Genomic DNA, 23,499 nt, shown 5'->3' with positions numbered 1-23,499 from the left:
CCTGTCCGCGCCGTCCCCGCTTGCATAGGGTGATCGCGTGACACAGCCTGCATCGGTCGCCTCCGCGTATCTCCGGTTCCCGCATCTGCACGGCGAGTTGGTCGCCTTCACCGCCGAGGACGACGTGTGGCTCGCGCCGCTCGAGGGCGGCCGCGCCTGGCGCGTCAGCGCCGACAACGTGCCGGTGACGCAGCCCCGGATCTCCCCCGACGGCACCACCGTCGCCTGGACCTCCACCCGGGACGGGGCCCCCGAGGTGCACATCGCCCCGGTCGACGGCGGTGCCGGCAAGCGCCTGACGTACTGGGGCAGTGGGAAGACGCAGGTGCGCGGCTGGACCCCGGACGGCGAGGTCCTCGCGATCTCCGCACAGGGCCAGGCCGGCCTGCGCCGCACCTGGGCCCGTGCCGTCCCGCTCGACGGCGGACCGGCGGCCACCCTGCCGTACGGGCCGGTCGGCGACGTGGCGTACGGGCCGCACACCGCGCTGCTGTCGGCCACGATGGGCCGCGAGGCGGCCTCGTGGAAGCGGTACCGGGGCGGCACCGCGGGCAAGCTGTGGATCGACCAGCGGGACGACGGCGAGTTCGTCCGGCTGCACGAGGACCTCGACGGGAACATCGAGTACCCGCTGTGGGTGGGGGAGAGGCTCGCCTTCCTCTCCGACCACGAGGGCACCGGCGCCCTGTACTCCTCCCTCGCCGACGGCTCCGACCTGCGCCGGCACACGCCCCTCGGTGGCTTCTACGCCCGCCACGCCGCCACCGACGGCACCCGGGTCGTCTACTCCAGCGCCGGTGAGCTGTGGCTGCTGGACGACCTCGACGGGGCCGAGCCGCGCCGGCTCGACGTCCGGCTCGGCGGGCAGCGCGCCGACCTCCAGCCGTTCCCGGTCAACGCCGCCCGCTGGTTCGGCTCCGCCTCGCCCGACCACACCGCGCGCGGCAGCGCCGTCTGCGTGCGCGGCGCCGTCCACTGGGTCACCCACCGCGCCGGGCCCGCCCGCGCGCTCGCCGCCACCCCGGGCGTACGGGCCCGCAAGCCGTGCGCCTTCCGCGCGGACGGCGAGGAGTGGGTGGTGTGGGTGACCGACGCCGAGGGCGACGACGCCCTGGAGTTCGCGCCCGCCACCGGGCCCGCCCTCGGCACCACCCCGCGCCGGGTCGCCGCCGGGCGGCTCGGCCGGGTACTGGAGCTCACCATGGCCCCCGACGGCAGCCGGGCCGCGGTCGCCTCGCACGACGGCCGGGTCCTGCTCGTCGAGCGCGAGACCGGCGAGGTGCGCGAGGTCGACCGCAGCGAGGACGGGGACGTGTCCGGGCTGGTCTTCTCGCCCGACTCCGCATGGCTGGCCTGGTCCCACCCCGGCCCGCGCCCGCTGAGCCAGCTCCGGCTCGCCAACACCACCGACCTGTCGGTCACCGACGCGACCCCGCTGCGCTTCCAGGACTACGCGCCCGCCTTCACCCTCGACGGCAAGCACCTGGCGTTCCTGTCGACCCGCTCCTTCGACCCGGTCTACGACGAGCACGTCTTCGACCTGGCCTTCGTCGAGGGCGCCCGTCCGCACCTCATCACGCTCGCCGCGACCACCCCGTCCCCGTTCGGCCCGCAGCGGCACGGCCGCCCCTTCGAGACGCCGGACCGGGAGGAGACCCCCGACAGCGAGGGCACCCCCACCACCCGGATCGACCTGGAGGGGCTCGCCGACCGGATCGTGCCGTTCCCGGTCGAGGCGGCCCGCTACTCCGACCTGCGCGCCGCCAAGGACGGGGTGCTGTGGCTCAGGCACCCGGTGCGCGGGGTGCTCGGCGCCTCCCGCGCCACCCCGGACGACCCCGACCCCAAGACCGAGCTGGAGCGCTACGACCTCGCCCAGCAGCGCCTCGAGCACCTGGCCGTCGACGCCGACCGCTTCGAGGTCAGCGGCGACGGCAAGCGGGTGCTGCTGTGGACCGACGGGCGGCTGAAGGTCGTCCCCAGCGACCGGCGCGCGTCGGGCGACGACGACAGCGACAGCAACATCACCGTCGACCTCGGCCGGGTCCGCCAGTTCTGCGACCCGGCGGCCGAGTGGCGGCAGATGTTCGACGAGACCGGCCGCATCATGCGGGACAACTTCTGGCGCCCCGACCTGAACGGCGTCGACTGGGACGGCGTGCTCGACCGCTACCGCCCCGTCCTTGACCGGCTCGCCACCCATGACGACCTGGTCGACCTGCTCTGGGAGGTGCAGGGCGAGCTCGGCACCTCGCACGCCTACGTCACCCCGCGCGGCGGCCACGGCGGCGGCGCCCGGCAGGGACTGCTCGGCGCGGACATCTCCCGCCACGAGGACGGCAGCTGGCGCGTCGACCGCATCCTGCCCTCGGAGACCTCCGACCCCGACGCCCGCTCCCCGCTCGCCGCGCCCGGCGTCGCCGTCCGCCCCGGCGACGCGATCGTGGCCGTGGCCGGACAGAGCGTCGACCCGGTGACCGGCCCCGCCCCGCTGCTGGTCGGCACCGCGGGCAAGCCGGTCGAGCTGACCGTCTCCCCGTCCGGCGGCGGCGAGCCGCGCCACGCGGTGGTCGTGCCCGTCGCCGACGAGGAGCCGCTGCGCTACCACGCCTGGGTCGCCGACCGGCGGGCCTACGTCCATGACAGGTCCGGCGGCCGCCTCGGCTACATCCACGTCCCCGACATGCAGGCCCCCGGCTGGGCGCAGATCCACCGGGACCTGCGCGTCGAGGTGACCCGCGAGGGGCTCGTCGTGGACGTGCGGGAGAACCGCGGCGGCCACACCTCCCAGCTCGTCGTGGAGAAGCTGGCCCGGCGGATCGTCGGCTGGGACCTGCCGCGCGGCATGCGGCCCGAGAGCTACCCGCGCGACGCGCCCCGCGGGCCGGTCGTCGCCGTCGCCAACGAGTTCTCCGGCTCCGACGGCGACATCGTCAACGCGGCGATCCGGGCCCTCGGCATCGGCCCGGTGGTCGGCACCCGCACCTGGGGCGGCGTCATCGGCATCGACAGCCGTTACCGCCTGGTCGACGGCACCCTCGTCACCCAGCCCAAGTACGCCTTCTGGCTGGAGGGTTACGGCTGGGGCGTGGAGAACCACGGCGTGGATCCCGACGTGGAGGTGGTCCAGCGCCCGCAGGACCACGCGGCGGGCCGGGACACGCAGCTGGACGAGGCGATCCGGATGGCGCTGGAGGCACTGGAGACGACGCCCGCGAGGACCCCGCCCGCCCTGGACTGACGTCCTGGATACGATGCCCGGGTACGAGATCACCGGCGCGAGGAGGCACCGCATGGCAGGGGAACCGCAGGACGACTGCCTGTTCTGCAAGATCGTCGCGGGGCAGATCCCGGCGACGATCGTCCGCGAGACGGAGACGACCGTCGCGTTCCGTGACATCAACCCCCAGGCGCCCACCCACGTCCTGGTGATCCCGAAGGCCCACCACCGGGACGCGGCGGCCCTCGCCGCCGCCGAGCCCCGGATCGCCGCGGACGTGCTGCGCGAGACGCAGGCCGTCGCCTACGATGAGAAGCTGGAGAGCTACCGGGTCGTCTTCAACACCGGCAGCGGCGCCGGACAGACCGTCTGGCACGCGCACGCCCACGTGCTGGGCGGACGCGGCCTCGAGTGGCCCCCGGGATAGGTGCCTTGTCCGTACGAGAACTGGTGGTACTCGGCACCGCCAGCCAGGTCCCCACCCGGCACCGCAACCACAACGGCTATCTGCTGCGCTGGGACGGCGAGGGCATCCTGTTCGACCCCGGCGAGGGCACCCAGCGCCAGATGCTGCGCGCCGGGGTCGCCGCGCACGACCTGAACCGGATATGCGTCACCCACTTCCACGGGGACCACTCGCTCGGCCTCGCCGGGGTGATCCAGCGCATCAACCTCGATCAGGTGCCGCACCGGATCACCGCCCACTATCCGCGTTCCGGGCAGCGCTTCTTCGACCGGCTGCGGTACGCCACCGCCTACCGCGAGACCGTCGCGCTCAGCGAGTCCCCGGTCGACACCGACGGCCCGCTCGCCCGCACCCCGGGCTACACGCTGGAGGCGCGCAGGCTGTCCCACCCCGTCGAGTCGTACGGCTACCGGCTGACCGAACCCGACGGCCGGCGCATGCTGCCCGAGCGGCTCGCGGCGCACGGCATCACGGGCCCGGACGTCGGCCGGCTCCAGCGCGAGGGCACGCTCGGCGGTGTCTCGCTGGAGGACGTCAGCGAGGTCCGGCGCGGGCAGCGGTTCGCGTTCGTCATGGACACCCGGCTGTGCGAGGGGGTGGACGCGCTCGCCGAGGGCTGCGACCTGCTCGTCATCGAGTCCACCTTCCTCGACGAGGACGAGGATCTCGCCGTCGAGCACGGCCATCTGACCGTCGGGCAGGCGGCGCGGGTCGCGCGCGACGCGGGCGTACGGCACCTCGTCCTCACCCACTTCAGCCAGCGCTATGACGACCCGGACGAGTTCGGGCGACAGGCGCTGGCCGCAGGGTACGAGGGGGAGCTGACCGTGGCGCACGATCTGCTGAGGGTGCCGCTTCCCAAGCGCCGCTGACACGTGGGCGCGGAGGCGGCGCTCGCTGCGCCGGTCGTCCCGGGGCGGCAGGGGAGGGCGCGATGCGCCGTCGGCCGTGGGGGTCAGTCGGCCGACGGGGCCGTCGTGGCGGCTGTCCTGTCGTAGGCGCCTCGGGCCGGGGCGGGGGTGCCGTCGAGGGCGATCTCCACCACCGGCTGCTCGGGGGCGCCGATCTCGAGCACGGTGCCGCTGGGGGCGCCCGTGGCGGCGGCGAGCAGGGCGGCCGGGTGGCCGCCGCGGCGGCGGACCGCGCCGGGCAGCAGCGGGCGCCCGCCGGTGTGCCGGGCGACGGCGGTCATCGGCAGCGCGACCAGCAGCAGACCGGCGCCGAGCACCGCGCCCATCACCGGGAACCCCGCCTGCGTAGACAGCACGCTCCCGGTCAGCGGCCCGGCCGCCGTGCCCAGTGAGGACGCCGAGCCGACCAGCACCGCCCACCGGCCCCGTGGATCCAGCGAGGCGGCGAGCCCGATCAGGTAGGACAGCACGACCGGGTAGAGCGTGTTCCAGGCGATCCCACCGCCTGCCAAACCGACCGGCCCGGTCGCGGAGGCGCTCAGCACGATGCAGCCGGCGATCAGGACCGTGCCGCCCCCGATGGGCACCGCCCGCCCCAGCCGTGCCCCCGGCGCGCCCGCCGCCGGCACGCCGACCGGACCGGCACCCAGCGCCACGGCGAAGACGGCACCGACGGCCGCCTCGCCGAGGTGCGCCTGAGTGACGCCGATCCGCCCGCTCACGCCCCACAGCGCGTTCTGGGCGAGCGACCACAGCAGCATGGCGCCCGTCAGCACCAGCCCCGAACGCCGGTGCGGGAGGCGGGAGGCGGGAGGCGGCTGGGGAGGTGGTGGTCGTGATGGCAGTGCCGGCGCCGGACAGGGCGGGGCGTGGAGCGGCCGTGTCGGCGGGGAGGCGGGACGTCAGCGGCCACACCGCGAGCGCGGTCAGGGCGATGGCGGCCAGGGTGAGACCGTGTCCCGGCAGGTGCGGAACCGTCAGGTACACCACGCCGGCCAGCGCGGAGACGCTGAGCAGCCCCAGCGTGGAGACCCGGTGCGGATCGCTCCCCCACGCTCGCACACCCTCGCGCGGGAGGACCCCCAGCGCGGCGATCCCGGTCGCGGCGACGGTCGTGGCCGTGCCCGAACCGAAGCCGCCGACCACCGCACCGGCGATCAGGAGGGGGACGCTGGTGGTCAGCGCGGCGGCTCCGCAGCCGAGGGCGGCCAGGACCGGACCGAACCGCGCCACCGTCCGGGCCCCGGCCCGCTCCACGCGCGACGCCAGGAGGAACCCCGCCGTCGCCGAACTCAGCAGCAGGGCGCTGCCGACGGCACCGGCCTGCGTGGCCGACAGGGCGAGCCCGCGTTCCAGCCGGCCGACGGTGGTCGGCAGCAGATACGGGGCGAGGTATCCGGCCGTGAAAAGGGCGACGAGGGGCCAGGGAGTGGTGCGAGGGGCGAACACGTGCGTTCCCGGAGCATGCGGAAGGGACGGAGGGAATGACGGGAATGACGGAAGAAATCCCGGGAGGGGAGGAGCGACGACCGTCGACGGACAGGAACGCGCGGGCACTTTGCATCAAGCCGGGGCATTCCCGCGGGAGCGCTGATGCTGTGATGTGGACCACTCCGGAGTTTGAGCCGTTGGAGGGTGGGTAAAAGTTTGCGCTCCCACTCTCCCTGGGGGATGTCGGTGGGGTGGTGCACACTGTCTGAATCCGCACCATTCCAGGGAGCGCACCGTGATCGCGTCCACCGGGTCCACCGCGTCCGCCGGAGACAGGACCGCCGCGTCCGTCGGGTCGAGCCGCGCGCAGGCGCCGCCGTCGGCCCAGGTCGACCCGCTCGCCGCGCTGCGCACCCGGCACGATCCGCCGTGGGACGTCTATCTCACCGGGACCGTCTTCCTCGACATCGTTTTCACCGGGCTCGACTCCGCGCCGGTGCGCGGCACGGAGTCCTGGGCGCGCGGCATGGGCTCGAGCCCCGGCGGGGTCGCCAACATGGCCACCGCCCTGGCCCGTCTCGGCCTGCGCACCTCCCTCGCGGCGGCCTTCGGCGACGACCACTACGGCGAATACTGCTGGGACGCCCTGGAACAGGGGGAGGGCATCGACCTCACGCCGTCGCGGACCGTGCCCGGCTGGCACTCGCCGGTCACCGTGTCCATGGCGTACGAGGGGGAGCGCACGATGGTCTCCCACGGTCACGAACCGCCCCCCGACGAGCCCGCGCCGGACTGCCCGCCGCGGGCCCGTGCCGCGGTCGCCTCGCTCATCCCGGGGCGCAGCGCTCCGTGGATCGCCCAGGCGGTGCGGAAGGGCGCGCGGATCTTCGGGGACGTGGGCTGGGACGACACCGGGGCGTGGGACCTGACGGGGCTGTCCGACCTGCGCCACTGCGAGGCGTTCCTGCCGAACGCGCAGGAGGCGATGCGGTACACGCGCACGGACTGCCCGCGGGCCGCCGCGCACGCGCTGGCGGAGCACGTGCCGGTGGCGGTGGTGACGCTCGGGGCGGAGGGGGCATACGCGGTGGACCGGCGCACCGGGGAGACGGCGGAGGTGCCGGCCATCGCGGTGGAGGCGCTGGATCCCACCGGGGCGGGGGACGTGTTCGTCGCGGGCTTCGTCACCGGGACGCTGGCGGGGTGGCCGCTGGCGGACCGGCTGGCTTTCGCGGGGCTGACGGCGGCGCTGTCGGTCCAGGAGTTCGGCGGGTCGTTGTCGGCGCCGGGGTGGGCGGAGATCGGGGCGTGGTGGCGCAGGGTGCAGTCGGTCGAGGGGCAGGACCCGGCGGCGCTGCGGCGGTACGCGTTCCTGGCCGGGCTGGTGCCGGAGGAGCCGGTGCGGCCGTGGCCGCGGCGGCGGGCGGTGCCGACGATCGGCTTCCGCCGGTCGGCGTGACCCGGGTGCGGGCGTCGCCGCGCGCGGTGAGCGGGGCCGGGTCCGGCTCGGCCGGGAAAGAAGCCGGGCGCCGAAAAGCCCTACGGCGTTGTCACCGCCGCGTCGTACCCTGGGAATCGCGAGGCCGCCCTCAGCTGCGCGGCCGTGACGAGGAGGAACCGCAGGCCTTCAGCGCCGGCCCATGACTCAGACACCCACAGCTCACAACCCCGCGCAGGGGCAGGCGAGAGTGCAGTTCACCGTCCCCGCCCAGCACCCCATGGTGACCGTGCTGGGGTCCGGCGACGCCCTCCTGCGCGTGATCGAGAAGGCCTTCCCCGGGGCCGACATCCACGTCCGGGGCAACGAGATCAGCGCGGTCGGCGACGCCACGGAGGTCGCCCTGGTCTCGCGCGTGTTCGACGAGATGATGCTGGTGCTCCGCACCGGGCAGCCGATGACGGAGGACGCAGTGGAACGCTCGATCGCCATGCTCAAGGCGAGCGAGAACGGGGAGAGCGACGGCCAGGAGACCCCGGCCCAGGTGCTCACGCAGAACATCCTGTCCTCGCGCGGCCGCACGATCCGCCCCAAGACGCTCAACCAGAAGCGTTACGTGGACGCGATCGACAAGCACACCATCGTCTTCGGCATCGGTCCCGCCGGCACCGGCAAGACGTACCTGGCGATGGCCAAGGCGGTCCAGGCCCTTCAGTCCAAGCAGGTCAACCGCATCATCCTGACCCGCCCGGCGGTCGAGGCCGGGGAGCGGCTCGGATTCCTCCCGGGCACGCTCTACGAGAAGATCGACCCGTACCTGCGCCCGCTCTACGACGCCCTGCACGACATGCTCGACCCCGACTCGATCCCGAGGCTCATGGCCGCGGGCACGATCGAGGTCGCCCCGCTCGCGTACATGCGCGGACGCACGCTCAACGACGCCTTCATCATTCTCGACGAGGCCCAGAACACCAGCCCCGAGCAGATGAAGATGTTCCTCACCCGCCTCGGCTTCGACTCGAAGATCGTGATCACGGGTGACGTGACGCAGGTGGACCTGCCGGACGGCACCAGGTCCGGTCTGCGCCAGGTACAGGAGATCCTCGACGGAGTGGAGGACGTCCACTTCTCCCGGCTGTCGTCCCACGACGTCGTACGGCACAAGCTGGTGGGCCGTATCGTCGACGCGTACGAGCAGTACGACAGCAAGCACGGCACCCAGAACGGCACGCACAAGGGCCGGGGCAAGTCCGCGCACAAGGGGAAGTAGACCGAGCACCAGATGTCGATCGACGTCAACAACGAGTCCGGAACCGAGGTCGACGAGCAGGCGATCCTCGACATCGCCCGCTACGCGCTCGCGCGGATGCGGATCCACCCGCTCTCCGAGCTCTCGGTGATCATCGTGGACGCCGGCGCGATGGAGCAGCTGCACCTCCAGTGGATGGACCTGCCCGGGCCGACGGACGTCATGTCGTTCCCCATGGACGAGCTGCGGCCGCCGTCCAAGGACGACGACGAGCCCCCGCAGGGGCTGCTCGGCGACATCGTGCTGTGCCCCGAGGTCGCCGCCGGGCAGGGCGCCGAGGCGCCGACGCAGCACACCATGGACGAGGAGCTCCAGCTGCTCACCGTCCACGGTGTGCTGCACCTGCTCGGCTACGACCACGAGGAACCGGACGAGAAGGCCGAGATGTTCGGCCTCCAGGCCGCCATCGTGGACGGCTGGCGCGCGGAGAAGGGCCTGACCGGCCCGTCCCCGGCCCCGACCGTCTCATGAGCCCGCAACTCGTCCTCGGCGCGCTCCTCCTGGTCGTGCTGGCCTGGCTGTTCGCCTGCGCGGAGGCCGGCATCGCGCGCGTCTCCAGCTTCCGCGCCGAGGAGGCCGTGCGCTCCGGCCGGCGCGGCAGCGCCGGACTCGCCCAGATCGCCGCCGACCCCACCCGCTACCTCAACGTGGCGCTGCTGGTCCGCGTCGGCTGCGAGATGGCCGCCGCCGCGCTGGTCACCTACGCCAGCCTGCGGGAGTTCGACGGCACCGCCGAGGCCCTGCTGATCGCCATCGCGATCATGGTCCTCGTCTCCTACGTCGCCGTCGGTGTCTCCCCGCGCACCATCGGCCGCCAGCACCCGCTGAACACCGCCACGGCGGCGGCGTACGTGCTGCTGCCGCTGGCCCGGATCATGGGACCGATCCCGTCGCTGCTGATCCTCATCGGCAACGCGCTCACCCCCGGCAAGGGCTTCCGGCGCGGCCCCTTCGCCTCCGAGGCGGAGCTGCGGGCGCTGGTCGACCTCGCCGAGAAGGAGTCGCTGATCGAGGACGAGGAGCGGCGCATGGTGCACTCGGTCTTCGAACTGGGCGACACCCTCGTGCGGGAGGTCATGGTCCCGCGCACCGACCTCGTGGTGATCGAGCGCTACAAGACCATCCGGCAGGCCCTGACCCTGGCCCTGAGATCCGGTTTCTCGCGCATCCCCGTCACGGGCGAGAGCGAGGACGACATCGTCGGGATCGTGTACCTGAAGGACCTGGCGCGCAAGACGCACATCAGCCGGGACGCCGAGAGCGAGCTGGTGTCCACGGCGATGCGTCCCGCGTTCTTCGTGCCCGACACCAAGAACGCCGGCGACCTGCTGCGCGAGATGCAGAAGGAGCGCAATCACGTCGCCGTCGTCATCGACGAGTACGGCGGCACCGCCGGCATCGTCACCATCGAGGACATCCTCGAGGAGATCGTCGGCGAGATCACCGACGAGTACGACCGGGAACTGCCGCCGGTGGCGGAGCTGGGCGAGGACCGCTACCGGGTCACCGCCCGTCTCGACATCGGCGACCTCGGCGAGCTGTACGGCCTGGAGGCGTTCGACGACGAGGACGTGGAGACCGTCGGCGGGCTGCTCGCCAAGGCGCTCGGCCGGGTGCCGATCGCCGGTGCGTCCTCGGTGGTCGAACTCCCCGACGGCCGGGAACTGCGCCTGACCGCGGAGGCCGCGGCCGGACGCCGCAACAAGATCGTCACCGTGCTGGCGGAGCCGGTCGGTCCGGCGGACCCGCCCGGCGACGAGGAGGAGAAGCCGGAGTGACCCCGCGGGAGCTGCACGCCCTGTGCCTGTCCTTCGACGCGGCGGTGGAGGACTTCCCCTTCGACACGGAGACCTCGGTCTTCAGGGTGGGGAGCAGGATGTTCGCCCTGTCCGCCCTGGACGCGCGGCCCCTGAAGGTCAACCTCAAGTGCGACCCGGAGGACGCGCTCCGGCTGCGGGCCGAGCACCCGGGGCTGATCGTCCCCGGCTGGCACATGAACAAGCGGCACTGGAACACGGTGACCGCGGACGGCGACCTCCCCGACCGCCTGGTCAGGGAACTGGTCGAGGACTCCTACGACCTGGTCGTCGCCGGCCTGCCGCGCGCCGAGCGGCTCCGCCTCGACCGGCCGTGATGATCCGTGCCCGAGCGGCTACGTATGCTCCTGTCATGACCGACAGCAGCGCGCTCGACCCCGAGGACCGCAAGATCGTCACCCTGGCCCGTTCCGCGCGGGCCCGCAACGGCGTGCCCGAGGGGGCAGCCGTGCGTGACGAGACCGGGCGGACGTACGTCGCGGGAACCGTGGCCCTGGACTCCCTGAAGCTGAGTGCCCTGCAGACGGCGGTGGCGATGGCGGTGGCGTCCGGGGCGACCTCGTTGGAGGCGGCGGCGGTGGTGACCGACGCCGGATCGGCGTCCGAGCAGGACCGCGCGGCCGTGCGCGACCTCGGCGGACCTCGGACCCCGGTGCTCGTGGCCGGGCCGGACGGGACCGTACGGGAGATGCTGACCGCGGGCTGACGACCTGCTGTTACCAGCGGTAAATAGGCCGGATACCGACCTTGCCCCGCACCGCCTCCCGCGCATCAATGGAACCGGCGCCGCTGACGGAATGTCAGCGGCCCTCCCCGGTGCAGCCGGGTCCGGACCCCCTGCGAGCAGTTCCCCCCACACGGAAAGGGAGCCGGAATCCATGAGAGGCAAGCGATTCGGAACAGGTGTGTCCCTGGCCGCAGGCGTTCTCGCGGTCTGCGGGCTCGCCTTCGCCCCCACCGCTGCCGCCGTCGCCCCCGGGTCGGCGACCGTCGACGCCGACTGCGGAACCCGGGGCGGCGGCGAGGCCACCCTGACGGCCACGCAGAACGGCACGTCCGCCACGATCACCCTCCACACCTCCGCGGTCACCGCGCCCGTCGCGCTCGGCAGGGACTCGCTGGTCTCGGAGCTCACCATGGTGAAGGCCGGCGGCGGCACCACCGTCTTCAGGGGCACCAGGAACCCGGCCATGGCGACCGGCGACGCCCTCGAGGTCGGCCCGCTGACCGGGACCGTGGCCCCCGGCGACAGCCTGGAGGCGTTCGGCGGCACGCTGAAGGTGACCGCGTTCGGCTTCATCACCATCACCTGCACGGCGACCGCCCCGCAGGCGCCGGGCCCGTTCGTCTTCGACTGACCCGCGCGGCCGGTCGGCCGGGCCGGACGCCGCCGGGCGTCCGGCCCGGCCGACCGGTGGTACGGCGGGGCTCCCGGCATCAGGGAGAATGGGCGCCATGAGTGTTCGTACCCAGTCATCCGAGCAGCCGGCCGACGCTGTCCACCGGGCCGGCTTCGCCTGCTTCGTGGGCCGCCCCAACGCGGGCAAGTCCACCCTCACGAACGCTCTGGTCGGGCAGAAGGTGGCGATCACCTCCAACCGCCCCCAGACCACCCGGCACACCGTGCGCGGCATCGTGCACCGCCCGGACGCGCAGCTGATCCTGGTGGACACCCCCGGGCTGCACAAGCCGCGCACCCTGCTCGGCGAGCGGCTGAACGACGTCGTCCGCACCACCTGGGCCGAGGTCGACGTGATCGGCTTCTGCCTGCCCGCGGACCAGAAGATCGGCCCCGGCGACCGCTTCATCGCCAAGGAGCTGGCCGGGATCAGGAAGACCCCGAAGGTCGCGATCGTCACCAAGACCGACCTGGTGGACGGCCCGGCCCTGGCCGAGCAGCTGATCGCCGTCGACCAGCTCGGCAAGGAGCTCGGGATCACCTGGGCGGAGATCGTCCCCGTCTCGGCGACCGCCAACAAGCAGGTCGACCTGCTGGCCGACCTGCTGATCCCGCTGATGCCCGAGGGTCCGGCCCTCTACCCCGAGGGCGACCTGACGGACGAGCCCGAGATGGTCATGGTCGCGGAACTGATCCGCGAGGCCGCCCTGGAGGGCGTCCGCGACGAGCTCCCGCACTCCATCGCCGTGGTCGTCGAGGAGATGCTCCCGCGCGAGGACCGCCCCGCCGACAAGCCCCTGCTGGACATCCACGCCAACCTCTTCATCGAGCGCCCCAGCCAGAAGGGCATCGTCATCGGCCCCAAGGGCAAGCGTCTGAAGGACGTGGGCATCAAGTCCCGCAAGCAGATCGAGGCGCTGCTGGGCACGCCGGTCTTCCTGGACCTGCACGTCAAGGTGGCCAAGGACTGGCAGCGCGATCCCAAGCAGCTCAGGCGCCTCGGCTTCTGAGCCGCCCCGGCCCGGTGGTCCCCGAGGGCTCACCGCCGGTGCCCCGGGCCGCGGTCACCGCTGGGCCCGCAGCAGCTCCCGGTACCAGGCGTACGACGCCTTCGGGGTGCGCTCCCGGGTCGCGTGGTCCACGTGCACCAGGCCGAAGCGGCGGGCGTAGCCCTCGGCCCACTCGAAGTTGTCCATCAGGGACCACACGAAGTAGCCCCGCACGTCCGCCCCGGCCTCCAGGGCCCGGTGCAGGGCCCGGACGTGGCCGTCGAGATAGGCGATGCGGTCCCGGTCGTCGAGTCCTTCGTAGGAGCAGCCGTTCTCGGTGACGACGACCGGGGGGAGATGCTCGCCGTAGCGGGAGCGGAAGGCCGTGAGGAGTTCGGTCAGCGCCTCGGGGACCACCGGCCAGCCGAAGTCGGTCAGCGGGCGGTCCTCGATCCGCCGCACGGAGAAGGGGAGTTCCGCGGGCATGACGACCCCGCCGAACTCGATCTCGGCGCCCTGCGGGGCGCCGACCTTCGTCGGCGCGTAGTAGTTGACGCCGTAGAAGTCGAGCGGTTCGGCGATCACCGCCAGATCGGCCCCGACGTCACCGGGCATCAGCTCGCCGAACCCGTCCGGGTAGGTCCCCAGCAGCACCGGGTCCGCGAACAGGCGGTTCAGCAGGACGTCGTAGAGGTCCGCCGCCTCCACGTCCGCCGCCCGGGACGACGCCGGCCAGGTCGGCCCGTGGGAGTTGGTGATGCCGATCTCGCCGGCGCCCTCCGCGCGCAGGGCGCGGACCGCCAGGCCGTGGGCCAGCAGCTGGTGGTGGGCGACCGGCAGCGCTTCGAACATCAGCCGTTCGCCGGGGGCGTGGATGCCCAGGGCGTGGCCCAGCAGGGTGTGCTCGGCGGGCTCGTTGAGGGTGATCCAGCGCCGGACGCGGTCGCCGAGGCGCCCGGCGACGACCGAGACGTACTCGGCGAACCGGGCCGCCGTGTCCCGCCGCAGCCAGCCGCCCGCCTCGTGCAGGGCCAACGGCAGGTCCCAGTGGAACAGCGTCGCCACCGGGCCGACGCCCGCCGCGCACAGCTCGTCCACCAGCCGGTCGTAGAAGTCCAGGCCGCCCTCGCGCAGCACCCTCGGCCACGACACCGAGAAGCGGTACGCGTTCACACCCAGACCGGCCAGGAGGGCCACGTCCTCGCGGTAGCGGTGGTAGTGGTCGCAGGCCACCGCCGCGGTCGAGCCGTCCTTCACCCGCCCCGGCCGGTCGGCGAAGGCGTCCCACACCGAGGGCTCGCGCAGGTCCGCGGCGCCCTCGATCTGGTGGGCCGAGGTGGACACGCCCCACAGGAAGCCGGCCGGGAAGCGGGGGATCGGGTTCGTCGCCATGGCACGGATCATCCGTACCCGCGGTAAGGCGCGTCAACGCCCGTGCGCGGACCGGCCGTTGCGCTCGTGGCGACCGGCCGCCGAGTCCTACGCGCCCTCCTTGAGCACCTTCGAGATCAGCTCGCGCTGGTCGTCGGTCAGCCGGGGGTCCGCGCAGTACACGGTCCGGCCGTCCACCGTGATCCGGTAGCTGAAGCCGTCCGGCACGCCGACCGGTGGCGTGCCCCGGCCCGCGGCCAGGGCCCGCTCGGCCAGGGAGTGCCACTCGGGAGCGTCGGCGCGGCCCGCGGTCTCCACCTCGGCGCGTCGCTCGATGCCGGCGAATCCGCCGGTGCGTGTGACCTGAATGCGCATGGGTCCGTGTCTAGTACGGAACTACAGCGTCCGCACCCCCACCTGTTCCCATCCCTTGCTCACGGCCTCCAGCTCCTCGCCGTCCCCGTACCGGGCCCGGGCCGCCTTCACCGTCAGCGTCGCGAAGTCGGTGAACAGCGCGTCCTGCTTCAGCTCGCCCCCGGTCAGCACGTCGTACCAGATCTGCCCGGCGCGCTCCCAGGCATGCCCGCCCAGGGTCGTGGCCGTCAGGTAGAAGGCGTGGTTGGGGATGCCGGAGTTGATGTGCACCCCGCCGTTGTCCCGGCCGGTGCGGACGTAGTCGTCCATCGTCGCGGGCTGCGGGTCCTTGCCGAGGACGTCGTCGTCGTACGCCGTGCCCGGCGCCTTCATGGAGCGCAGTGCCTTGCCGGTGACCCGCGGGGCGAGCAGGCCGGCCCCGATCAGCCAGTCGGCCTCGGCGGCGGTCTGGCGGAGCGTGTACTGCTTGATCAGCGCGCCGAAGACGTCCGAGACCGACTCGTTGAGCGCGCCGGGCTGGCCGAAGTAGGTCAGGTTCGCCGTGTACTGCGTGACGCCGTGGGCGAGCTCGTGGCCGATGACGTCGACGGGGATGGTGAAGTCCAGGAAGATCTCCCCGTCCCCGTCGCCGAAGACCATCTGCTCGCCGTTCCAGAACGCGTTGTTGTAGTCGCGGTCGTAGTGCACCGTGGCGTCCAGCGGCAGCCCGTTGCCGTCGATCGAGTCCCGCGCGTACGCCGACAGGAACAGCTCGAAGGTGGCGCCGAGGCCCGCGTAGGCGCGGTTGACGGTGGCGTCCTGGCCGGGCTCGTCGCCCTCGCCTCGGGCCTTCGTGCCCGGCAGGTCGGTGCCGTGCCGGGCGTCGTGGACGGTGCGGTGCGGCCTGCCCGCCTCGGCCGCGGCGGGCTGGGCGACGGCCGGGGCGCCGACGACCGTCGTCAGCCGGCGCTGGGTGCGCTCGTAGGCGTCGCGCTGGAGGGTGCGCCGGGCCGGGCCGGCCAGTACGGGGTCCTCGGCCTGCGCCAGCCGGTCGAGGACGTGGGGCGGAATGATGGTGCAGAAGACGGGCTCGAAGCCCCCGTTGGTGGTCATGCCAAGCACCATTGCACTGCGTTATCCGCCTGTCACTGGCGGCAACCAGGATCGGTGAATGGTACGCACGATCCCGCCCGCCGACGGACGCGGAAGTGGTATACGGCACTTTTGGCCCGGTTCCTCCCCGCGGTCCCGCATACTGAAACGGACCCTCGCGTGACGCACGGCTCGGTTAAGCTGCGGAGCATCATGCGTTTCGGGCTGCTTCTCCTTAGCTGCCGCGGCGAGGGCCTGCAGTAGAGGCCGACCCCCTCCCCGCGGAGTGTGGCGCTGCGCCGTCGGCCGTCCCGGCAAGGACACCCCGCGGACCATCGAGGAGCCCACGCATCATGGCGAACCGCCAGCAGCCCAGCCCCATGCCGATCCACAAGTACGGCCGCTACGACCAGGTCGACATCCCCGACCGCACCTGGCCCGACCAGCGGATCACCGCCGCCCCCCGCTGGCTCTCCACCGACCTGCGCGACGGCAACCAGGCCCTGATCGACCCCATGTCGCCCGCCCGTAAGCGCGCGATGTTCGACCTGCTGGTCAAGATGGGCTACAAGGAGATCGAGGTCGGCTTCCCGGCCTCCGGCCAGACCGACTACGACTTCGTGCGCTCCATCATCGAGGAGCCCGGCGCCATCCCCGAGGACGTGACGATCTCCGTCCTCACCCAGGCCCGCGAGGACCTGATCGAGCGGACCGTGGAGTCCCTGCGCGGCGCCCACCGCGCCACCGTGCACCTGTACAACGCCACCGCCCCGGTCTTCCGCCGGGTCGTCTTCCGCGGCTCCAAGGACGACATCAAGCAGATCGCGGTCGACGGCACCCGCCTGGTCATGGAGTACGCCGAGAAGCTGCTGGGCCCCGAGACCCACTTCGGCTACCAGTACAGCCCCGAGATCTTCACCGACACCGAGCTGGACTTCGCGCTGGAGGTCTGTGAGGCGGTGATGGACGTCTGGCAGCCCGGCCCGGACCGCGAGATCATCCTCAACCTGCCCGCCACGGTGGAGCGCTCGACCCCCTCCACGCACGCCGACCGCTTCGAGTGGATGGGCCGCCACCTGTCCCGCCGCGAGTACGTCTGCCTGTCCGTCCACCCCCACAACGACCGGGGCACCGCCGTCGCCGCCGCCGAGCTGGCGCTGATGGCCGGCGCCGACCGCGTCGAGGGCTGCCTCTTCGGGCAGGGCGAGCGCACCGGCAACGTCGACCTGGTCACTCTGGGCATGAACCTGTTCTCGCAGGGCGTGGACCCGCAGATCGACTTCTCCGACATCGACGAGATCCGCCGTACGTGGGAGTACTGCAACCAGATGGAGGTCCACCCGCGCCACCCGTACGTGGGCGACCTGGTCTACACGTCCTTCTCCGGCTCCCACCAGGACGCCATCAAGAAGGGCTTCGACGCCAGGGAGGCCGACGCGAAGGCCAAGGACGTCACGGTCGACGACATCGAGTGGGCCGTCCCGTACCTGCCGATCGACCCCAAGGACGTGGGCCGCTCCTACGAGGCGGTCATCCGGGTCAACTCGCAGTCCGGCAAGGGCGGCATCGCGTACGTGCTGAAGAACGACCACAAGCTGGACCTGCCGCGCCGGATGCAGATCGAGTTCTCGAAGATCATTCAGGCGAAGACGGACGCCGAGGGCGGCGAGGTCACGCCGAAGGACATCTGGGCCACCTTCGAGGACGAGTACCTGCCCAACCCGGAGAACCCCTGGGGCCGCATCCAGGTCAGGAACGGCCAGTCCACGACCGACCGGGACGGCGTCGACACGCTCACCGTCGAGGCCACGGTCGACGGCGCGGACACCGTGCTGACCGGCACCGGCAACGGTCCGATCTCGGCGTTCTTCGACGCCCTCCAGTCCATCGGCATCGACGTACGGCTGCTGGACTACCAGGAGCACACCATGAGCGAGGGCGCCTCCGCGCAGGCCGCCTCCTACATCGAGTGCGCCATCGAGGACAAGGTGCTGTGGGGCATCGGAATCGACGCGAACACCACGCGCGCCTCGCTGAAGGCGGTCGTCTCGGCCGTCAACCGCGCGGCGCGCTGATCAGCCGAATCCCGGAGCGCCGGGGCTCGGGCCGCCGTGGACGGCGGACAGGGCCCCGGCGTATACCGGCCAATTGCTGTGCACGGCACGGATAGGGACTTCCGGACTACTGACTCCGCCTCGCGGATGTGGCTAACATCACGCAAGCGCGGCAACGGTGCCGTGGGGGCACCGCCCGCGCTCATCGGGCAGCGGGGGAGTTATGGAGGTGCGACGTGCTGCCAGGACGGGGACCGAATGGCCGTGCCGCCGGGCTTTCTCGCCTCCTGGGCACCCGCACGTCGTGGACGCCGGTCGGTGACGGGGAGTTCTTCTGCCCCGGCTGCGGCGGCGACCGCAACTACCAGCGGCTGACCGGCCACCGCCGCTTCTCCCTGCTGGGCGTGCCGGTGCTGCCGCGCGGTGAGACCGGGCCGGTCGTCGAGTGCGCGGCCTGCCGCCGGCACTTCGGCACCGACGTCCTGGACCACCCCACCACCACCCGCTTCTCCGCGATGCTGCGCGACGCCGTGCACACCGTCGCGCTCGCGGTGCTGGCCGCGGGCGGCACCGGCTCGCGGGCGGCCCTGGAGACCGCCGTGACCGCGGTGCGCGCGGCCGGCTTCGACGACTGCACGGAGGAACAGCTCGCCGCGCTCGTCGAGGCGCTGGCGGCGGACACGGGCCGGTTCACCGCCGAGCCCTGCGCCGTGGGTCTGGCCATCGAGCTCCACGAGGCCCTGGATCCCCTGGCCCCGCACCTCGCCGCCGCGGGCCGCGAGGCGATCCTGCTCCAGGGCGCCCGCATCGCCCTGGCCGACGGCCCCTACACCCCCGCCGAACGCGACACCCTGGCCACGGTCGGCGCGGCCCTGACCATCTGCTCCACGGACGTCACCCGCCTGCTGGCGGCGGCCCGGACACCGTCCTGACCGGGGCCCGGCGGCCGCGCCGTGACAGACCGGGGCGCGTCGCAGCACCAGGCGCGTGCACAGTCCTGTCCGACAGGGAAGGCAACCAGGCAGGGTGATGATGGACCGAAACGCCGACGCACCGTGGTCGAAGTTCGATCCAGAGGCGTATGTCGACCTCAATTACCGGACCCCGCTCGAAGTCGATCTGCTGATCTTGGGGCTCATGCGTGACCATTTCAGCCGCTGTTGTGAACAGGGTGCTCCGGCCTCGGCCCGGGGGATCGACATGGGCGCCGGCGCGAATCTCTATCCGGCCCTTTCCATGCTGCCCTGGTGTGAGAGCGTCCTCCTCCTGGAATATGCGACTCCGAATGTCGAGTACCTGGAGAAACAGGCGTCCGATGGGGGATACGACACGGTCTGGGACGCGTTCTGGGACGTACTGAGTCAGGCCCCCGCCTACCGGGACGTCGAGCCGAGGAACCGGTTCGGCGGGATCGTCCGGGTGGAACGCGGCAACCTGTTGGACCTCGACGGACAACGACGCTGGGACATCGGAACCATGTTTTTCGTCGCCGAATTGATGTCCGAGCACCCCGAGGAGTTCCGGCGGGGAGTGCAGTGCTTCATGGGTGCGCTGAAGGAGGAGGCGCCGTTCGCCGCGGCGTTCATGCAGGAAGCGGTCGGATACTGCGTCGGTGAACACTGGTATCCCGCCTGTCGGGTGAACGAGACGCTCGTCCGGGATGCTTTGCAACCGTTCGCCGCCGAACTCGAGATTCACCGTCTGGATCACATGGTGCGGCCGGGGCACGAGGGAATGCTTCTCGCCCTGGGGCGGCGCAACGCGGCGATTGCCGCCCCGTAGGAACGGGGACGATGTCTGCACACAGGGCACTCGGGTCTGTTCGAGGGGTACGGGGATGCAGATCAAGCCACGCCAGCACCTGCTGGACATCTGGCGGGCCCTGGCCCGCCATTCGTTCGACGACGGAAAGCTCGTCCGGGGGGAGACCGACGGGCTGAGCAGCGTCGCGGACGCCGAGCGGCTGCTCTGCCTGCTCTACCCGGCCACCGAGTTCCCCGCGTTCCGCCTCGACCAGCCGGACACCACCGAGCGGGACGTCCTGCGCGCGCTGGAACGGGTCGGCAGTCGACTGGAGATCCCGCCCCACCTCATCACCGCGCTCACCCAGTTCATGCGCACCTACACCGACCCGGACGACAGCCCCACCTTCGCCGGCGGCCCGTACTTCCGACCCGCCGACCCCAAGAAGGAACTCACCCACGAGCAGGGCAAGTTGGGTGTCGTCGACTCCTTCTCCATGTCCGTCACGCTCTGTCTCGCCACCCTCGGCTTCCTGAAGGTCTACGAAGCCGGCACCACCCGACCCGAAGTGCGCAGGGCGCTGGCCGAGCTGAGGGAGGCCACCCACACCCGGCTGACCTCCGCCATGATCAGTCTGCTGCGCTCCTTCACCGTCAACGTCTTCGACGCCGAGTCCGAGCAGGGCCGGCGGCTGATCCAGGTCATCGGTCGGAACAGACAGTCCGACCGGGCCGTCCTGCAGCAGTTCTCCCGCCGCCTCCGCCCGCTGCGCGCCACCATCATCGAGAGCCTCAGCCGCGGCATCCAGGTCGACGAGAGCATCCGCGACGAGAGCCGGCTCTTCGAGTGCGGCTGGGCCTGGGGCGTGGTCAAGGACGCACCGACGATCACCGACCTGGACGTGCAGGTCCCCGGCCAGCCCGACGGCATCGCCGACCGGCTGCCCTACGTCTACTTCACCGTCGTCGCCCTCGACGGCATCCAGGACCTGTTCTCCGACCGCACCCTCACCCTCGGCCTGCTGGACGCCGACCAGCAGAAACTCGCCGAGGCACTGCGGCTGCGCTGGGAACTGAGCCAGCAGTACTGGTCGGCCGTCGCCCGTTTCGGCAGCGACCGCTGGCCCCTGGAGGACCTGCCCTGGCAGACCACCGGACTGCGCCTGGAGTCGGAGTACTTCTCCTTGACCGTCGCGGCCATCCTGGTCCACGACCTGGTCCGCCGGAAGGCCACCGACGACGACCTCACCCGCACCGTCGCCATCATGGAGCGCCTCGCCGACCGCGGCCGCATCACCAGCCGGATGACCCGCGACGACCCCGCCGTCGCCCTGCACGACCCCGGCGTGACCATGCCGCTCGCCGGCTCCGAGCGCTCCGGCGGGCTCCTCCAGTGGCGGATGACCGACTTCTCCGCCCAACTGCTCAAGCGGACCATCCAGCTCGCCGAGCTCTCCCGCAACGTCGATGCCCAGGACCGGCTGCTGCGCCTGGCCGAGCAGACCTTCGAGCACCTGTGGAGCCGACGCATCGAGGACGGCGACGGCACCGGCCTGTGGGACGACGTCCGGGCCGTCCACCCGGACGCGCGCGGTGTCGGCAAGCGCCTGTCCTGGAGCGTCACCGAACGCGTCACCGAATGCCTGGTCGCCGCCCGCGGCCTGTACGAGCAGCAGCCCATCCGCAGCTCCGAACTCGCCCGGCTGGCCCGCGAGGCGCTCAGCGAGGCCACCCACCTGTTCGGCAAGGAGCAGCTCGAGGCCTCCGCCACCCCCGACGGAAGCCGGGGCCGGGCCATGCGCAGCATCGAGAGCCGCCTGGACCACGCCCGCAGCCTGGTCGACGAACGGCCCGCCACCGCGTTCGCACTGGCCCTGCCCGTGCTCCGGGAACTCGACACCCTGGCCCAGGCCCGGGGCGTCGCCGCCCAGGAGGTGTAGCCGTGCTCGTCTTCGCCGCCTCCGACAAGGGAGGCACGGGCCGCTCGGTCACCAGCGCCAACCTGGCCTACCAGCGCGCCCTGACCGGTGACCACGTGGCCTACGTCGACTTCGACTTCGGCTCGCCCACGGCCGCCGCGGTCTTCGACGTGCCCGGCGCGATGCGCGGCACCGAGGAATGCGGCCTGCACTCCTACCTCGAGGGCGAGGTCACCGAACCGGCCAGGATCGATGTCTGGCGGCAGACCGAGCGCCCCCTGCTGCGCGCCCGGCCCCACCAGTCCGGCCGCCTCGTCCTGTTCCCCGGCGAGGCAGGCGGCGGGGAGTTCGCCACCGGCGAGGACGTCCTGGAACGCTGCGTCGACCTGCTGCTGTGGCTCAACGGCGAGTTCGACCTCATCGTCGTCGACCTCAGCGCCGGCCGCAGCTACGCCGTCGACATGGTCCTCGCGGCCACGGCCCACCCCCGGATGCGCTACGTCCCCTTCCGCTGGCTGGTCTTCCACCGCTGGACCCGGCAGCACGTCATCGCCGCCTCCGGACTCGTGCACCAGGAGAACGGCATCATCGCGGGCGGCGTCGACCGCGGGCACGACGAGGAGACCCTGCGCGGCGCCGTCCGCTTCGTCCGGACCGCCGTGCCCGACCCCGAGTCGCCGCTGTGGTCCCAGGGCTCGCCCGCCCAGGCCGCCTGGATGCAGTCCTGCGACGGGGCGCTGCGCCGGCTCGCCGCCGAACACCGCATCGGCGACAGCGTCGTCCTCGGCATCGTGCCGTTGGAGCCCATCCTCCAGTGGCGCGAGCAGCTGATCACCGAGGAGGACGTGCTCTCCACCCAGATCGCCGACAAGGAGACGCTCGAGGCGCTCGAGGAGATCGCCCGGCGCCTGACCGACGACTCCCACTGGGGGCGGCCTTGAGCGTGTCGGCCGAGCAGAGCCTCGACCACTGCGCATGACGGAGGCGGGCAGCGTCGGCCCTGTCGGGGCTTGCGGTGCTGGGCGCACGATCGCGCGTTGTGCCGCCGTGGAACCGTCGATTCCTGGAGCCCGGATCCTCGAGGAGCCCGAGACCGTGCCGGGGATCCGCCCGCGAGGTCGTGGAGGGATCCGCCGTGTGATCGCAGTGACTACCTGGCCTGCCACTGCCGACGCTCGGCGATGTCCGCCTCGGCGCCTCGGTAGAAGAGGTACAGCCCTGTCCGGGCCGAAAGGGTGAGGACCAGCACCGTGGTCCACGGCCAGCTCGTGGCGTTCGCCGCGACCAGGCCCGCGCCCACTGTCGGCGAAGCCGCAGTGAGCACCACCAGGGTGAGTTCGCCCGGACTCCGTCGGAAGCGACGGGCGATGGAGAACTCGGACCGTTCGTACCAGGCGATGGCGGCGCTGACCACAAGGGCCAGAACCATGGTGGTCCAGGGGTTCCGACTGGCCTGTGCGTAGGTCACGGGGAGCGAGATGAGGAAAGGGAACACACCGCCGTACTCGGACAGCACGTTCCCCCACTTCATGATCTTGCCGAACGAGTTGGAGCGGATCCGGGCGAGCTCGCCGGAGGCGCTCGCGTACACGATCAGGGAGAGCACGGTGCTGAACGTCGCTCCGATGAGGAGCAGGCGTACGTCGTCCGGGAAGCGGGTCGACGAGAAGGCGAAGCCGAGGAGGAAGGTGATGGCGGCGAGAATGGAACCGGCGAAGGCGATGCCGGCCGCGGCTTCCCCGGACTGAAGCGTTGCGGGATCGTCCTGCTCGAACCTCGCTATCTCGAACGCCCAACCATCGCCCAAGGGCACCAACGCCGTCACCGCGTGATCGGACGGTGCCAGGGACTCCGCGAGCTGCTCCTGATCACTGACGGGTACGAGGTGCCGGGAATCCGGATCCAGATACGCGACGCGCGACTTGTGCTGGTAGTGAATCCGGACATCGGCGCCCGGGCCGCTGTCGCGCATGAGTCGGGTACCCAG

General features: G+C 72.1%; 20 protein-coding genes and 1 pseudogene. 16 read left to right on the top strand and 5 right to left on the bottom strand.

The window, feature by feature from the left end; genetic code table 11:
• Positions 1 to 37 precede the first annotated feature (37 nt).
• Genes ACFYOV_RS03665 through ACFYOV_RS03655 form a run of 3 tightly spaced genes read left to right on the top strand, consistent with a single transcriptional unit; the run spans position 38 to position 4,558 of the window.
• Entirely contained in the window at positions 38 to 3,241 is a 3,204-nt protein-coding gene (locus ACFYOV_RS03665) for a S41 family peptidase (RefSeq protein WP_389082294.1), read from the top strand.
• Positions 3,242 to 3,293: 52 nt separating this feature from the next.
• Positions 3,294 to 3,647, top strand: coding sequence for a histidine triad nucleotide-binding protein (locus tag ACFYOV_RS03660; RefSeq protein WP_389082292.1), 354 nt, complete (start codon positions 3,294 to 3,296; stop codon positions 3,645 to 3,647).
• 5 nt (positions 3,648 to 3,652) lie between these two features.
• Entirely contained in the window at positions 3,653 to 4,558 is a 906-nt protein-coding gene (locus ACFYOV_RS03655; RefSeq protein ID WP_389082290.1) for a ribonuclease Z, read from the top strand.
• A gap of 83 nt (positions 4,559 to 4,641) precedes the next feature.
• Here ACFYOV_RS03655 and ACFYOV_RS03650 read toward each other — a convergent pair.
• Positions 4,642 to 6,046: pseudogene (locus tag ACFYOV_RS03650) on the bottom strand (MFS transporter).
• A gap of 280 nt (positions 6,047 to 6,326) precedes the next feature.
• Here ACFYOV_RS03650 and ACFYOV_RS03645 point away from each other — a divergent pair.
• The 8 genes from ACFYOV_RS03645 to era all read left to right on the top strand — a co-directional run bounded on the left by ACFYOV_RS03645 (position 6,327) and on the right by era (position 13,001).
• Positions 6,327 to 7,487 carry a carbohydrate kinase family protein gene (locus ACFYOV_RS03645; protein WP_389082448.1) on the top strand — a complete coding sequence of 387 codons (1,161 nt, stop codon included), beginning with the start codon at positions 6,327 to 6,329 and terminating at the stop codon, positions 7,485 to 7,487.
• A gap of 181 nt (positions 7,488 to 7,668) precedes the next feature.
• Positions 7,669 to 8,736, top strand: a complete 1,068-nt coding sequence (locus ACFYOV_RS03640; protein WP_389082288.1) for a PhoH family protein — start codon at positions 7,669 to 7,671, stop codon at positions 8,734 to 8,736.
• Between the two features lie 12 nt (positions 8,737 to 8,748).
• Positions 8,749 to 9,246 (top strand): rRNA maturation RNase YbeY, encoded by a 498-nt coding sequence (gene ybeY, locus ACFYOV_RS03635; RefSeq protein WP_389082285.1) that lies wholly within the window; start codon positions 8,749 to 8,751, stop codon positions 9,244 to 9,246.
• Positions 9,243 to 10,553 (top strand): hemolysin family protein, encoded by a 1,311-nt coding sequence (locus tag ACFYOV_RS03630; protein WP_389082283.1) that lies wholly within the window; start codon positions 9,243 to 9,245, stop codon positions 10,551 to 10,553. Before ybeY ends, ACFYOV_RS03630 begins: the two co-directional genes overlap by 4 nt.
• A complete protein-coding gene (locus ACFYOV_RS03625; protein ID WP_389082281.1) occupies positions 10,550 to 10,909 on the top strand; it encodes an MmcQ/YjbR family DNA-binding protein in 360 nt (119 codons plus the stop codon). The genes ACFYOV_RS03630 and ACFYOV_RS03625 overlap by 4 nt, the downstream gene beginning before the upstream one ends.
• Before the next feature lie 35 nt (positions 10,910 to 10,944).
• Positions 10,945 to 11,298 carry a cytidine deaminase gene (locus ACFYOV_RS03620; protein WP_389082279.1) on the top strand — a complete coding sequence of 118 codons (354 nt, stop codon included), beginning with the start codon at positions 10,945 to 10,947 and terminating at the stop codon, positions 11,296 to 11,298.
• Positions 11,299 to 11,470: 172 nt separating this feature from the next.
• Positions 11,471 to 11,950 (top strand): hypothetical protein, encoded by a 480-nt coding sequence (locus ACFYOV_RS03615; RefSeq protein ID WP_389082277.1) that lies wholly within the window; start codon positions 11,471 to 11,473, stop codon positions 11,948 to 11,950.
• 97 nt (positions 11,951 to 12,047) lie between these two features.
• A complete protein-coding gene (gene era, locus ACFYOV_RS03610; protein WP_389082275.1) occupies positions 12,048 to 13,001 on the top strand; it encodes a GTPase Era in 954 nt (317 codons plus the stop codon).
• 54 nt (positions 13,002 to 13,055) lie between these two features.
• Here era and ACFYOV_RS03605 read toward each other — a convergent pair whose 3' ends face one another.
• From ACFYOV_RS03605 to ACFYOV_RS03595, 3 genes are all read right to left on the bottom strand, one after another.
• Positions 13,056 to 14,372, bottom strand: coding sequence for a GH1 family beta-glucosidase (locus ACFYOV_RS03605; protein WP_389082272.1), 1,317 nt, complete (start codon positions 14,370 to 14,372; stop codon positions 13,056 to 13,058).
• A gap of 87 nt (positions 14,373 to 14,459) precedes the next feature.
• Entirely contained in the window at positions 14,460 to 14,726 is a 267-nt protein-coding gene (locus ACFYOV_RS03600; protein WP_389082270.1) for a protealysin inhibitor emfourin, read from the bottom strand.
• 21 nt (positions 14,727 to 14,747) lie between these two features.
• Positions 14,748 to 15,818 (bottom strand): M4 family metallopeptidase, encoded by a 1,071-nt coding sequence (locus ACFYOV_RS03595; RefSeq protein ID WP_389082267.1) that lies wholly within the window; start codon positions 15,816 to 15,818, stop codon positions 14,748 to 14,750.
• Between the two features lie 332 nt (positions 15,819 to 16,150).
• Here ACFYOV_RS03595 and leuA point away from each other — a divergent pair, with 332 nt between their 5' ends.
• The 5 genes from leuA (at position 16,151) to ACFYOV_RS03570 (ending at position 22,453) form a co-directional block, all read left to right on the top strand.
• Positions 16,151 to 17,872 carry a 2-isopropylmalate synthase gene (leuA, locus tag ACFYOV_RS03590; protein ID WP_389082266.1) on the top strand — a complete coding sequence of 574 codons (1,722 nt, stop codon included), beginning with the start codon at positions 16,151 to 16,153 and terminating at the stop codon, positions 17,870 to 17,872.
• A gap of 215 nt (positions 17,873 to 18,087) precedes the next feature.
• Positions 18,088 to 18,783 (top strand): TerB family tellurite resistance protein, encoded by a 696-nt coding sequence (locus ACFYOV_RS03585; protein ID WP_389082263.1) that lies wholly within the window; start codon positions 18,088 to 18,090, stop codon positions 18,781 to 18,783.
• A gap of 97 nt (positions 18,784 to 18,880) precedes the next feature.
• Positions 18,881 to 19,633 (top strand): SCO2525 family SAM-dependent methyltransferase, encoded by a 753-nt coding sequence (locus ACFYOV_RS03580; protein WP_389082446.1) that lies wholly within the window; start codon positions 18,881 to 18,883, stop codon positions 19,631 to 19,633.
• A 55-nt stretch (positions 19,634 to 19,688) separates the two neighbouring features.
• On the top strand, positions 19,689 to 21,533 hold the full coding sequence (locus ACFYOV_RS03575; RefSeq protein WP_389082261.1) for an SCO2524 family protein: 1,845 nt from the start codon (positions 19,689 to 19,691) through the stop codon (positions 21,531 to 21,533).
• Positions 21,534 to 21,535: 2 nt separating this feature from the next.
• A complete protein-coding gene (locus tag ACFYOV_RS03570) occupies positions 21,536 to 22,453 on the top strand; it encodes an SCO2523 family variant P-loop protein (RefSeq protein WP_389082259.1) in 918 nt (305 codons plus the stop codon).
• Positions 22,454 to 22,662: 209 nt separating this feature from the next.
• Here the strand turns inward: ACFYOV_RS03570 and ACFYOV_RS03565 are convergent, their stop codons facing one another.
• On the bottom strand, positions 22,663 to 23,484 hold the full coding sequence (locus ACFYOV_RS03565; protein ID WP_389082455.1) for a hypothetical protein: 822 nt from the start codon (positions 23,482 to 23,484) through the stop codon (positions 22,663 to 22,665).
• Positions 23,485 to 23,499 lie beyond the last annotated feature (15 nt).

The organism is Streptomyces sp. NPDC005931 (assembly GCF_042871235.1).
Lineage (GTDB): Bacteria > Actinomycetota > Actinomycetes > Streptomycetales > Streptomycetaceae > Streptomyces.
The sequence above is the reverse complement of the archived record's forward strand: the minus strand, read 5'-3'. Positions and strand labels throughout refer to the sequence as shown.